We start from the raw sequence: 12,499 nt of genomic DNA, 5'->3' as shown, positions 1-12,499 counted from the left end.
ACCGATTGACAAAACATGATTATCATAATCAAGTATAAGCCACCGTCAACCACTCGCACAGGAGGCATCCCATGAAAACGGGAGCACTCAGGACGAATGACGTCGATTCCGACGAAATTACTGATTTTGATAGAGAATTTCTGTTCACTTCTGGCTCGGGCGAACTGCGTGCCAGAGGCATTCGCGAAAGGATAACGATTCCTGCCCATGGCGCTGAAGACGCGGGAAGCCCTTTGCAGAAGGCGATAAAGGCCGCTTTTGAGAGGGCGCGCAGGGCCGGACAGGACAATCCCATCGCCATTGGCGCCATCCCCTTCGACGTCAACGAGCCATCCTGCTTGTACATTCCCAACAACCATGAGTGGAATACAAAGGGTATCGCTTCGATCTCGACTGATTCGGCCATGCCAACGCTTGTCGGCCAGAACAGCCTGCCCGATGAAAATGGTTTCAAGCGCGCCGTCGAGCATGCCATCGTCAATTTCCGCCATTCCGATGTCCGCAAGGCAGTGCTTTCCGTCATGCGCGAACTGACCTTCGCCTCCGAGGTCAATGTCGAAAGATTGCTGGCCAGCCTCGCCAAACAGAACCGCGAGGGTTACCAGTTCCGCATTCCGCTACCCGATGGCGGCGATCTGATCGGCGTGAGCCCCGAACTCCTCATCCGCAAGCAGGGTGAAAAAGTCATATCGAATCCGCTCGCGGGCTCGGCAAAACGCATGGCTGACCCGGTGGCGGACAAGGCCAATGCAGACCGGCTTTCGGCTTCGGAAAAAGACCATTACGAGCATAGCCTCGTGATCGAGGATATACGCTCGCTGCTTACGCCTTGCTGCACTGAAATCGACGTTCCCGAAAAACCCTCCCTCATCAACACGGCCGCTCTCTGGCATCTTTCGACGCGCATCGAGGGTCGCCTTGCTGATCCCGAGACCAATGCGCTGCAACTCGCGTGCCTGCTGCATCCCACACCTGCTGTTTGCGGTTTCCCCACCGAGCGTGCCCGCAGGCTTATTCGCTTCGTCGAGCCTTTCGAGCGTGGGCTGTTCACCGGCATGGTCGGCTGGACGGATGCCGAGGGTAACGGCGAATGGGTAGTGACAATCCGTTGCGGCACCGTGCAGCGGCAAACCGTGCGGCTGTTCGCAGGCGCCGGCATCGTTGAAGCCTCGGAACCCGAATCCGAATGGGCCGAGGTGCAGACCAAGCTCAAGACCATGCTGAACGCCTGCGGTCTTTCTGCCTAATTTTCCCAGGGACACACCATGACAATCGAATTTGAACGCTGGCCCGAAGATCTGGCGCGCCGATACCGCGACCGCGGCTACTGGATCGACAGACCGCTCAGCGACATCCTCACCCAGCAGGTGGAACTTCGGCCGGACGCGACCGCGCTGATCTGCGGCGACCGCCGCTTCACCTATGCCGATCTCGACCGGCAATCTTCCAATCTTGCCGGGCATCTGGCTGCCGCCGGGATCGGCAGGGGCGATACGGCACTGATGCAATTACCAAATATCGCGGAGTTCTATCTCGTCTTTTTCGCTCTGATGAAAATCGGCGCTGCACCCGTCAATGCGCTTTTCAGCCATCGTCGGCTGGAAATGACCTCCTATGCGGAACAGATTGCGCCAAAGCTGGTGATCGGCTCGCGTTCCCACGAGCTTTTTGCCAATGACACGTTTCTGGAGGCGCTGAAGCTTGCCTCTCCGCAGCTTGCCGTAACGCTGCTGCTTGGTGAGACGGAACCGCAGCGCAGCCTCGAACAATGGCTCTCATCACCCGCCGAAAATGCGCCGCATTACGGCCCTTCGGCAGCCGATGAGGTAGCATTGTTCCAGCTTTCCGGCGGCAGCACCGGAACACCGAAACTGATCCCCCGCACGCATAACGACTATGACTACAGCGCCCGGGCCAGTGCGGAAATCTGCGAGCTGACGCCGCAGACCCGTTTCCTCTGCGCCATTCCGGTGGCGCATAATTACCCCATGAGTTCGCCGGGTGCGCTTGGCGTGTTCCACGCTGGCGGCACCGTGGTAATGGCGGCCAATCCCGAGCCGCTTGCCTGCTTTGACCTCATCGAAAAACATGGCATCGACATTGTGCCTCTGGTGCCGCCGGCCGTGGCGCTGTGGTTGCAGGTGGCGCCCGCCCATCGCGAACGGCTGAAATCCCTCAAGCTGCTGCAGGTCGGCGGCGCAAGCTTTGCAGAAGCTTTAGCCCGTCAGGTGCCGCATGTGCTGGGTTGCGCCCTCCAGCAGGTCTTCGGCATGGCGGAAGGTCTGGTGAACTATACCCGCGCCGGTGATCCCGACCATATTGTCTTCACCACGCAAGGGCGGCCGATCAGCCCGGATGACGAGATCCGCATCGTTGACGGGGACGGCAACGACGTTCCAGAAGGCGAAGCCGGCATGCTGGCGACGCGCGGCCCCTATACGTTCCGCGGATATTACCGCGCCGCCGAGCACAGCGCGCGCGTCTTCGACAACCAGGGTTTTTATTATTCCGGCGATGTCGTTCAGCGCACGCCCGAAGGTTACCTGCGGGTGGTTGGCCGGGTGAAAGACCAGATCAATCGCGGCGGCGAGAAGGTCGCATCGGAAGAGGTGGAAAACCTGATCCTGCAGCATCCGGATGTAACGCATGCCGCACTGGTGGCGATGCAGGACGAACTCCTCGGTGAAAAAAGCTGCGTCTTCGTCGTTTCCCGCAATCCCGCTCTCAAGGCACCGGCCATCCGCCAGCATCTCTCTGGTCTGGGTGTTGCGGATTACAAGCTGCCGGATCGGGTGCGTTTCATCGACACCATGCCGCTTACTGCCGTCGGCAAGATCGACAAGAAACGTCTGCGCGACATGCTCGCAGCGCCAATCCCGGCGTAACGGAGCGTGCACGCCCCAACCATTTGAAAATTGCGTGTCGCCCATGCCGATGCGCCAAACTATCGAGGTCAACATGACGATCCCCACCATTTCCGATTATCCGATGCCGGTCGCAGCAAACTTTCCGGCCAACAAGACCAAATGGCAGCCGGACGCCAAGCGCGCCGTGCTGCTCATCCACGACATGCAGCGTTATTTCCTGCGGTTCTACCAGGCCGACGGCAGGTTGATGACAACCCTCATCGACAATCTTGCAAAGGTAAAGGCATGGGCGGTTCAGAACGGCGTGCCGGTCATCTACACCGCCCAGCCGCACGACCAGCCTGCCGCCGACCGCGCGCTTCTGAACGACATGTGGGGACCGGGCCTGACCGTGGTCGACCCGGAGTTGCAGAAGGTCGTGGACAAGCTTGCGCCGACGCCCGACGATGTGGTGCTGACCAAATGGCGCTACAGCGCCTTCCAGCGTTCAGACCTTGCCGAGCGCATGAAGGGGTGGGGCCGCGACCAGATCATCATCGGCGGCGTCTATGCCCATATCGGCTGCATGATGACGGCTGTTGAAGCCTTCATGAAGGATATTCAGCCCTTCATGCTGGGTGATGCCGTCGCCGATTTTTCCGAAGCCGAACACCGCATGGCGCTGCAATATGTGGCAACACGCTGCGGCGTGGTGATCGACACTGCAAGCCTTGCCGGCGCGGGAAAGACCACCGATATCAGCGAATGGCTGAAGGCCCGCGTCCTGCAAATGGTGGAGGACGAGAGCGACATCGACCCGGATGAGAACCTGATCTTCTATGGGCTGGATTCGCTGCAGGTGATGAAGCTTGCCGGCGAACTGAAGGAACGCGGCGTCATCGTGGGCTTCGAAGAGCTTGCCCGCGTACCGACGCTTTCTGCCTGGTGGGCGCTGATCGAAGAAAAGCGGCTCGCGGCCTGAGCGGACGGACAAGATGATGCAGAACAGATTTAACGGGCGGCGCGTGCTGGTGACGGGTGCCGCGCAGGGCATCGGCCGCCGCATCGCCGAGCGTTTCACCGAGGAAGGGGCCGAGGTCATCGGCCTTGACCTCATTGCCGATGCGACCGATGCAACCTTCCGCCAGATCACGCTCGACATCACGGACGCGGCGGCAGTGGAGGCGGCGAGCAAGGCGATCGAGAAGGAATGGGGCGGGCTGGACATTCTCGTCAACGCCGCCGGCATCCTCCGGCTCGGCGACAGCGAAAGCCTGACGCCGCAGGACTGGAACGCCTGCATGGATGTCAATGCTGCGGGGCCGTTCTACCTGCTGCGGCAATGGAGCGGCGTCTTCAAGCGGCAGCGGCGCGGGGCAATCGTCAACATCGCCTCCAACGCCGCCGTTGTGCCGCGCATCGGCATGCTCGCCTATTGTGCTTCCAAGGCCGCACTCGTCAGCCTCAGCCATTGCGCAGCACTTGAACTCGCGCCCTATGGCGTGCGCTGCAATGTGGTGTCACCCGGCTCCACCGATACGCCGATGCTGGCCGGCATGCTGAACGATCCCAGCGGCAAACAGCGACTGGTCGCCGGTCTTCCCGAGCAGTTCAAGCTCGGCATTCCGCTGGGCAAGATCGCGCGGCCGGACGACATCGCCGACACGGTGCTGTTCCTCGCCTCCGATCAGGCAGGCCATGTGACGATGCAGCAGATCGTGGTCGATGGCGGCGCCACGCTTGCCGCCTGAGCATCGGTCCGCGTGATGAGGATGACAGATATGGCCAACGCGCCGGCGTTTCACGGCGAAGCTGTTTGCGGCGATCCACCCCAGGCCATCTGGCCTTGGCCGGACGACAGATGCGATTGTCATTGCGTCACCCTTCATTACAGCGCCGAAGAAGGGCGCGGCGGCAAGGTCCCTCCCTTGCCGCCGCAGCTTTTGCGCGCTGCGCCCAGACGCAAGGCGGAATTTATCGCCGGGCGCAGATGTGCTGCCGAAGCCATACGCCGTCTCACCGGCCGCGCCGCCTTTCCCGGCATGGGAGAGGATCGCGCCCCTATCTGGCCCGCAGGCGTGGTCGGCGCGATTTCCCACAGCCACGAGCGGGCAATTGCGCTTGCCGGCTCTTCCGAGCGGTTCTGCGGCGTTGGCATCGATATCGAAAGGCTTCTGAACGAGGAGGAAGCTTGCGATATTGCCCCGCAGGTACTGACCGCAAACGAACGCCTCAGTCTTGGAAACGACATCGATCCCTTCATGACCGGGCTGATCTTTTCGGCCAAGGAAAGCCTGTTCAAAGCGCTTTATCCGACCGTCAGACGTTTGTTCTTTTTCGAAGCGGCGGAGTTATCCGGCTATGAAGAGTGCGGTTCAGCATTCCTTCGGCTGACGACCGACATCAGCGGCGAGTGGCGCAAGGGAACGGACATTGCTTTCCACTTCTGCCGCTTGGAAGGCTTTTTGCTCACCCGTATCCTTCTCCCGCATTAAGGGAAAAATACAGAATCCTTTCCTGTGAAGATCATATTTAAAGTCGTTATTCCCGTCATTTGTGTGAAACACTGAAACGGTACGCACCGTGTTGGAATGATTCCAAACATGCAACGGTGGAGATACGATATGACCGACATCGATACGAGCAAGCTTTCCTGGGATGCGTGGGACGAGCTGCAAAACCCGCCGCCGGCCGAAACCGATTTCGACCGCGTGGTCGAGACCGCGATTTCCCGCCGCGGCTTTCTCGGTGGCGTGCTTGCCTTCGGTTCGGCCGCAGCAGCCATGGGCACGCTCGGCAACCTGATGACCAGCACATCGGCGGAAGCGCAGGAAGCGGCAGCCGGCCGTTTCCCCTTCAAGCCGGTGGCTGCCGCGACCGACCACACCATTCACGTGCCGGAAGGCTACAGCTGGAAGCCGGTCGCCAAGTGGGGCCAGCCGCTGTTCTCCAACGTGCCCGACCTCGACCCTGCCAAGGGTGTCAGCGTTGAAAACTCCGACAAGGTCTTCGGCGAAAATACTGACGGCATGGAACTGTTTATGGTTGGCAATCACCAGCTGATCGCCGTCAACCATGAATATGTAAACCCCGAAACCAACCTGCCGCATGCCGAAAATGGCAACCCGAAAACGGCCGACGACGTCAAGATCCTGCAGAACATGCAGGGCGTCACCGTCATGGAAGTTGCCGAAGGCACCGAAGGCTGGGAAATCGTTCTCGACAGCCCGTTCAACCGTCGTATTCACCACAACACCCCGATGAAGCTTTCCGGCCCGGCCGCAGGCTCGGACCTCGTCAAGACCGCCGCAGATCCGAAGGGTGTCGACTGTCTGGGGACCTTCAACAATTGCGGCGCCGGCCGCACGCCCTGGGGCACCTACCTCACCTGCGAGGAAAACTTCAACGGCTATTTCGGCACCACTGATGCCGCCTTCAAGCTGCCGGATGACTACAAGCGCTACGGTATCGTCGCCGAGACCCGTTACGCCTATGAGAAGTTCGATGCGCGTTTCGATGTCGCCAAGAACCCCAACGAGCCGCGCCGCGCCGGTTACGTGGTTGAGATCGATCCTTCGGACGCCTCCTCCACCCCGATCAAGCGCACCGCCCTTGGCCGCATCAAGCACGAAAACGCCGCTGTGGTGATCGCGCGTGACGGCCGCGTGGTGGTTTATATGGGCGATGACGAGCGTGGCGAATTCCTCTACAAATTCGTCTCCAACGGCATTTACGTGCCCGGTGGCGACACCTCGAAATTGCTAGACGAAGGCACGCTCTACGTCGCCAAGTTCTCGGACGACGGCGCTGGTGAATGGTTGGCTCTCACGCCTGAGACGACAGGCATGAAGATCGATGAAATCTGCGTCTTCACGCGTCAGGCCGCTTCCAAGGTGGGCGCGACAACGATGGACCGCCCGGAATGGGTCGCCATCAACCCGGTCGCCATCGAAGCCTATTGCGCCCTTACCAACAACAGCCGTCGCGGCGAAATGAAAGACGGCAAGTTGCGCGCCAATGCTGGCGGTGACGCCATGGCGATCAATGCTGCCAACCCGCGCGAAAAGAACGAATACGGCCAGATCGTGCGCTGGTACCCAGAAAATGACGATCACGCGGACGGCAGATTCAAGTGGGACCTGTTCTGCATGGCCGGCAACCCCACAGTTCACAAGGATGCCTATGCCGGCTCTTCGAACATCAACGAAGGCAACATGTTCAACTCGCCCGATGGCATGATGTTCGATTCGACCGGTCTCCTCTGGATCCAGACCGACGGAGAGGACAGCAACGAGGGCAACTTCGCCGGCCAGGGCAATAACCAGATGCTGGCAGGCGATCCAGCCACCGGCCGTATCGAGCGTTTCCTGACCGCGCCGAAGGGTTCCGAAGTTACCGGCCAGACATGGTCTGGCGACAAGCGTACCCACTTCGTCGGCATCCAGCACCCCGACGCCCCCTTCCCGGATGGCGAAGGCAAGCTGCCGCGCTCCACCGTTATCGCCATCAAGCGTGACGACAACGCGCAGATCGGCTGACGCTTTGGCTTAGGCGGAACCGGGTCTTGGCATAGCGGAGATCCGGCTCCTGTCACCCGTGACCAAGGGTCGATGCGGCCTGACTGAATTTTCACTCGCCAGTGGACAAGAGCGGCATTACCGCTTCAAATCCCCCCACACGATACCAGTCAGGAGAATGACCATGGAAATATTGCGCGCGGGAACACGGGCCTCAACCAAAGGCCCCGAGGCATGGTTTACCGGCACGGTCCGTATCGATCCTCTGTTCAACCCGTTCGATGCAGAGCGGGTTCAGGGCGCTCAGGTCACCTTCGAACCCGGCGCGCGAACCGCATGGCACACGCACCCGCTCGGACAGACCCTGATCGTGGTTTCAGGGTTTGGAAGGGTGCAGCGCGAGGGTGGCCCCGTGGAAGAAATCCGCCCCGGCGATACCGTGTGGTTCGCACCGGGCGAAAGGCACTGGCACGGGGCGGCACCCGATGTCGCCATGACGCATATCGCGCTTCAGGAAGTGAAAGACGGCAAGGTCGTGGACTGGATGGAGCACGTCACGGACGATCAGTATGGTGGCTGAAGCGGCCTGGCCGAAATGGCGCTCGTCCTGCCTGCCGGACGATCTCCAGCGTTAAGCAACATCCGGAAGAGCCGAAATATTTCGGGGGCGCGATTTAAACTTTGACTCGTATGCGCATTGGGTGAACCTTCATCGCGTCGCGGGAACATGGTGGAGAATCGTGATCTTAACCGGTGGAATTGTCCTTGCCCTTATTGCCGCCCATGCGGTTGCAATTCCATGCCCATGACACTCAACCGGCGCGATGTGGTGGCGGGGTTGTCGATTGCCGGCCTGATGTTACCGGAAGCGATAGCCTATTCGGGGATTGCCGGCGTTCCAGCCCAGCACGCCATCCTTGCCGCCATCATGGGCTGCATCGTCTATGCCATTTTTGGCCAGAGCCGTTTTGCGGTCGTCTCGCCCACATCCTCCTCCGCCGCAATCCTGGCGGCAATGCTTGCGACGCTCTCGGTCACACCAGCGCAAAAGATGCTGCTCGTTGCCATTACGGTCGCTCTGGTGGGCCTGCTGTTTCTGCTTGCGGCTGCCACGCGGCTCGGCGCCCTGTCGAGTGTCATCTCGCGCCCCGTGCTGCGCGGTTTTGCCTTCGGCCTCGCCATTCTGATCACCATAAAGCAATTGCCGAGCCTCTTCGGGATAAAGGCGCAGTCGGGCGAGCCGCTTTCCATTCTCCTGCAAATCCTCTCCAGCCCGCAGGACTGGAGCCTTGAAAGCATCGCCGTCGGCGTTGTGGCACTCGCCGTGCTGCTTCTCCTGCGCAGACGCCCCGCCATTCCCGGTAGCCTCGTCGTCATCGTGGCAGGAATTGCCATCTCGATCCTGCTCAACCTTCAAAGTCGGGGCGTCGCCGTCGTCGACCAGATCGATCTTGCCGGCATATGGGCCGGCCCGTTTTCGGTGTCGCTCGATGATGTCGCGCATGTTGCCCGCTTCGCGCCGCCACTCGTCCTCATCCTCTTTGCGGAATCATGGGGCACCATCCGAAGCTTTTCGCTTCGCCATGGCGAAATTGTCGATTCCAATCGCGAACTCAGAGCATTCGGGCTTGCCAATATCGCCAGCGCCGCCATGCAGGGTATGCCGGTTGGTGCGGGTTTTTCCGCAGGCGCAGCAAGCGAGGCGGTTGGGCCGCAAAGCCGGCTTGCCTCTGCCATCGCCGCAATCGGCCTTGCGGTCTTCAGCCTGCTCGCCGCCAGATGGTTCGCTTTCATCCCGGAAGCAGTCCTTGCCGCCGTGATCGCCGTGGCGCTGCTGCATGCGCTCGACCCCGCGCCGATCATCCGTTTATGGCGGCTCGGCAACGACGCCTATCTGGCACTTGCCGCCGCAGCCGGCGTACTTGCCTTCGGTGTGCTAAACGGCATGCTTGTCGCCGTCGCCCTTTCCTTCGCCGTCTTCGTTCGCCGGCTTTCCCTACCGCATGTCATGCATCTTGGCCGGCTGGGCGATAGCCATGACTTTGTCGACATGGAACGCCACCCGGATGCGAAGGATGTGTCAGGCATGATTATTCTCCGGCCCGCACAGCCGCTTTTCTTCGGCAATGCGGAACCGATCCTTGCCGCCGTTACCAAATACATCGTTGCGCGGCCGGAACTGGACATCGCAATTGTCAGCCTTGAGGAAACATTCGAACTGGATTCCACCGCGCTTGATGCGTTGCTGGAGTTCGATGCAGCGATGCAGCGCAGCAGCATCGTGGTCTATTATGCGCGCATGCACGACCATGTGCAGGATCTGCTGCTTGCTGGCGGCGGATCCGACATGGTGGCGCGCAGCAATTTCAGTGTCGATGATGCCGTGACGGCGGCCATGCATCGGGAGGACAGCCTTGCCACACAATCTTGAACCGCATCTGACCCCGGTTGAAATCACCTCACTCAAACCAACGCAGATGACAGTCGGTCTGCGCGAGGTGGAGGACAAGCGGCGGCAATGGGCCGCCATCCGTGAGGAAAAGGGAGCCGACTTCCTCGGACACCATATGGTACCCGTCGTCCTTGGTCACAAACAACGTCTTTATCTGGTGGACCACCACCACCTCGCTTTGGCTTTGCATGAGGAAGGCGTGAAACATGTCCTGACCAGTATCGTTGCCGATCTTTCCCATCTCGGCCGGCAGGAATTCTGGTCGGTGATGGACCATCGCAACTTCGTCTATCCTTTCGACGTGGATGGCGTGCGCCATCCCATCGAAAACCTTCCCAAACGGATCGTCGATCTCAAGGACGATCCGTTCCGCGCGCTGGCCGGCGCGGTTCGCGACGCTGGCGGTTTTGCCAAAATAGACGCTCCCTTCAGTGAATTCCTCTGGGCGGATTTCCTGCGCCGCCGGGTAGGTGGCAAGAAGCTGCGACATTCCTTCGAGGACGCTGTGGAGGAAGCGATGCAACTGGCACGCTCGCGCGATGCGCGGCATCTGCCTGGATGGTGTGGAGCGGACCAATGACCACCCTTCCCTGCCTTTTCCGAGTGATGGCGGCTGCCATCGCAGTTTTCGTACTGGGCGCGGCGAGCCTAGCTGCGCAGGAACTACCGCCGCCAGCGAGACCGGCCCCTACGGAACAGACGACAGAGCAGAAAGTCGACCAGTTGATACAGCTTCTGGGACAGGACGATGTTCGTGCCCTTCTCACACAGAAGCTTGCGGCGGCCGGCACAGAGCAGCCGCCAGAACTGACGCCGCAGAGCCAGTTGAGCGATCTCGACCAATGGGCAAGCAAGCGGCGCGAACACCTAGGCCGCCTCGCAAGGGACCTGCCCGGCATGTACACGCAGATCATCGCGGCGCTGGGAAGGCTTTGCGACGAGATCAGCAACTACGGTGCAGCCGTCTTTTTGCTGCACGTATCCATCCTGTTCGGTGCGGGCCTTGCCGGCGGCATTGCCACGAACCGGATCATAGCGATGCAGGCCTCCCGCAGGAACGGCGCGGATATCGGCAAGGAGGCCTCGTCTGTCGTATCGCGGAGGCTTTTGCCCGTCTTCGGCTACGGCATTGCTGCCACCGCCATGTTCCTTGCCATCCAGTGGTCACCTTTGCTGAGCGCCGTTCTCCTGCCCTGGCTTGCAACCAGCATCGTGTTGCCGCTGCTTTTTGCCTTCACGGGCCTGCTGCGGCGGGTCGTTGGCCGCGAGGCCAATGCCCGGCGCGATTTCTGGATCGTCCGCTGGACATGGCTCCTGACCCTTGCCAGCGTCTTCTGGGCATTACTCAGGACGCTCGAGAATCTCGATGTCCCGCGTGACACGCTTGGGCTTCTGTCCTCCGCCATGGTCGGCCTCCTGTTCCTGCTCGCATGCATCTGGATCTGGCGTCGTCCGGTCGGCGATCCCGGCTCGGAGCGGGCTAGGTCAATCGATGTCGCGCTTATCTTCGGCCTCATCATCCTCTTCGGGTTGCGGCTCGCCGGCGCCGGGGTCCTGTTCTGGATCGGGCTTTATGCGCTGGTTCTGCCCGGCCTTGCCTCGACGCTTGGCATCGCGGCGCGAAAGCTGGCAACCGACATCGGCACCTATGGGGAAAGCGATCTTCGCCCGGTACTGGTCGAGCGAGGCGTGCGGCTTGCAATCGTCGGGACTGCCATCCTGTGGCTGATCTTCCTCGTGCGCGCGCATCCGAATTCCCTGCCCGATGGCGCATTGCTGACGTCGATCGTCGTCGGCGTCCTGCACGGGGCGCTGATCCTGCTTCTTGCCGATCTCGTCTGGATCGCGATCAAGTCGATGATCGCACGGCGGCTGGAGTTGAGTACACCCGCCGGCAACCCGATGAGCGGCCAACCGGGCGGGGGCCAGCCGCAAGATGATCGGCTTTTGACCATTCTGCCAATCCTTCGCAACATGCTCGGCATCATCATCGCCGCGGTTGCGGTCATGACGGCGCTTTCGGAACTCGGCGTCAATATCGGGCCGCTGCTCGCAAGTGCCGGCATCTTCGGCATCGCCATCGGTTTCGGTTCGCAGACGCTGGTCAAGGACATCATCAGCGGCGTGTTCTACATGATCGACGACGCCTTCCGCGTCGGCGAATACATCCAGAGCGGTTCCTACCGCGGCACGGTGGAATCCTTCAGCATCCGCTCTGTCAAACTGCGGCACCATCGCGGCCCGATTTTCACCGTCCCGTTCGGATCGCTCGGCGCCGTCGAAAATATGAGCCGCGACTGGTCGATCGACAAATTCCTCGTCACGGTCGCCTTCGATACTGACATTGCCAAGGTCCGGGCCATTACCAAGGAGATCGGCAAGGCGCTGAAGGAAGACCCGGAATTCGGACCGTTCCTGATCGAAACCGTCAAGCTGAAGGGCGTCGAGCAATTCGGCGAATATGGCATGACGCTTGGTTTCGGCATGATGCTGCGCGCCGGCGGGCAATCCTCCATGGTGCGCCGCAAGGCCTATTCGATGCTGAAGGATGCCTTTGCGCAAAACGACATCCAGTTCGCCAGCATGGCGGGCGCCTATCCCGCATCTACACGAAGCGCGCGGCCACAGGAGCCCGAAGCAAGCGACGGGACGGGGCCGGTGGAAGAATAGGCCTCCGGCAACCG

Annotated in this window: 10 protein-coding genes; all 10 read left to right on the top strand. The window is 60.8% G+C overall.

Annotated features, from left to right (window positions below):
* Nucleotides 1-71: 71 nt before the first annotated feature.
* The 10 genes from AC1DCP_RS20960 to AC1DCP_RS20915 all read left to right on the top strand — a co-directional run bounded on the left by AC1DCP_RS20960 (nucleotide 72) and on the right by AC1DCP_RS20915 (nucleotide 12,485).
* Nucleotides 72-1,247, top strand: a complete 1,176-nt coding sequence (locus tag AC1DCP_RS20960; protein WP_112401733.1) for an isochorismate synthase — start codon at nucleotides 72-74, stop codon at nucleotides 1,245-1,247.
* An 18-nt stretch (nucleotides 1,248-1,265) separates the two neighbouring features.
* Entirely contained in the window at nucleotides 1,266-2,885 is a 1,620-nt protein-coding gene (locus AC1DCP_RS20955; protein ID WP_076846067.1) for a (2,3-dihydroxybenzoyl)adenylate synthase, read from the top strand.
* 73 nt (nucleotides 2,886-2,958) lie between these two features.
* A complete protein-coding gene (locus AC1DCP_RS20950) occupies nucleotides 2,959-3,828 on the top strand; it encodes an isochorismatase (protein ID WP_076846079.1) in 870 nt (289 codons plus the stop codon).
* 13 nt (nucleotides 3,829-3,841) lie between these two features.
* Nucleotides 3,842-4,597, top strand: coding sequence for a 2,3-dihydro-2,3-dihydroxybenzoate dehydrogenase (gene dhbA, locus AC1DCP_RS20945; RefSeq protein ID WP_013762274.1), 756 nt, complete (start codon nucleotides 3,842-3,844; stop codon nucleotides 4,595-4,597).
* Between the two features lie 30 nt (nucleotides 4,598-4,627).
* Nucleotides 4,628-5,341: a 4'-phosphopantetheinyl transferase family protein gene (locus tag AC1DCP_RS20940; protein WP_112401732.1), complete on the top strand. Its 714-nt coding sequence runs from the start codon at nucleotides 4,628-4,630 to the stop codon at nucleotides 5,339-5,341.
* Nucleotides 5,342-5,470: 129 nt separating this feature from the next.
* Nucleotides 5,471-7,384, top strand: coding sequence for a PhoX family protein (locus tag AC1DCP_RS20935; RefSeq protein WP_076846065.1), 1,914 nt, complete (start codon nucleotides 5,471-5,473; stop codon nucleotides 7,382-7,384).
* Between the two features lie 163 nt (nucleotides 7,385-7,547).
* Nucleotides 7,548-7,943 carry a (R)-mandelonitrile lyase gene (locus AC1DCP_RS20930; protein WP_003518141.1) on the top strand — a complete coding sequence of 132 codons (396 nt, stop codon included), beginning with the start codon at nucleotides 7,548-7,550 and terminating at the stop codon, nucleotides 7,941-7,943.
* A gap of 219 nt (nucleotides 7,944-8,162) precedes the next feature.
* Entirely contained in the window at nucleotides 8,163-9,794 is a 1,632-nt protein-coding gene (locus AC1DCP_RS20925) for a SulP family inorganic anion transporter (RefSeq protein WP_476774604.1), read from the top strand.
* Nucleotides 9,778-10,395, top strand: a complete 618-nt coding sequence (locus AC1DCP_RS20920; protein ID WP_112959879.1) for a ParB-like protein — start codon at nucleotides 9,778-9,780, stop codon at nucleotides 10,393-10,395. Before AC1DCP_RS20925 ends, AC1DCP_RS20920 begins: the two co-directional genes overlap by 17 nt.
* Nucleotides 10,392-12,485 (top strand): mechanosensitive ion channel domain-containing protein, encoded by a 2,094-nt coding sequence (locus tag AC1DCP_RS20915; protein ID WP_076845365.1) that lies wholly within the window; start codon nucleotides 10,392-10,394, stop codon nucleotides 12,483-12,485. The genes AC1DCP_RS20920 and AC1DCP_RS20915 overlap by 4 nt, the downstream gene beginning before the upstream one ends.
* The last annotated feature ends 14 nt before the right edge of the window (nucleotides 12,486-12,499 follow it).

It is taken from the genome of Agrobacterium sp. 10T429, assembly GCF_056393925.1.
The sequence above is the reverse complement of the archived record's forward strand: the minus strand, read 5'-3'. Positions and strand labels throughout refer to the sequence as shown.

Excerpts from the sequence above, each read along its gene's own strand:
- AC1DCP_RS20960 (WP_112401733.1), top strand. The coding sequence starts at position 72 with ATGAAAACGGGAGCACTCAGGACGAATGACGTCGATTCCGACGAAATT.
- AC1DCP_RS20955 (WP_076846067.1), top strand. The coding sequence starts at position 1,266 with ATGACAATCGAATTTGAACGCTGGCCCGAAGATCTGGCGCGCCGATAC.
- AC1DCP_RS20950 (WP_076846079.1), top strand. The coding sequence starts at position 2,959 with ATGACGATCCCCACCATTTCCGATTATCCGATGCCGGTCGCAGCAAAC.
- dhbA (WP_013762274.1), top strand. The coding sequence starts at position 3,842 with ATGATGCAGAACAGATTTAACGGGCGGCGCGTGCTGGTGACGGGTGCC.
- AC1DCP_RS20940 (WP_112401732.1), top strand. The coding sequence starts at position 4,628 with ATGGCCAACGCGCCGGCGTTTCACGGCGAAGCTGTTTGCGGCGATCCA.
- AC1DCP_RS20935 (WP_076846065.1), top strand. The coding sequence starts at position 5,471 with ATGACCGACATCGATACGAGCAAGCTTTCCTGGGATGCGTGGGACGAG.
- AC1DCP_RS20930 (WP_003518141.1), top strand. The coding sequence starts at position 7,548 with ATGGAAATATTGCGCGCGGGAACACGGGCCTCAACCAAAGGCCCCGAG.
- AC1DCP_RS20925 (WP_476774604.1), top strand. The coding sequence starts at position 8,163 with ATGCCCATGACACTCAACCGGCGCGATGTGGTGGCGGGGTTGTCGATT.
- AC1DCP_RS20915 (WP_076845365.1), top strand. The coding sequence starts at position 10,392 with ATGACCACCCTTCCCTGCCTTTTCCGAGTGATGGCGGCTGCCATCGCA.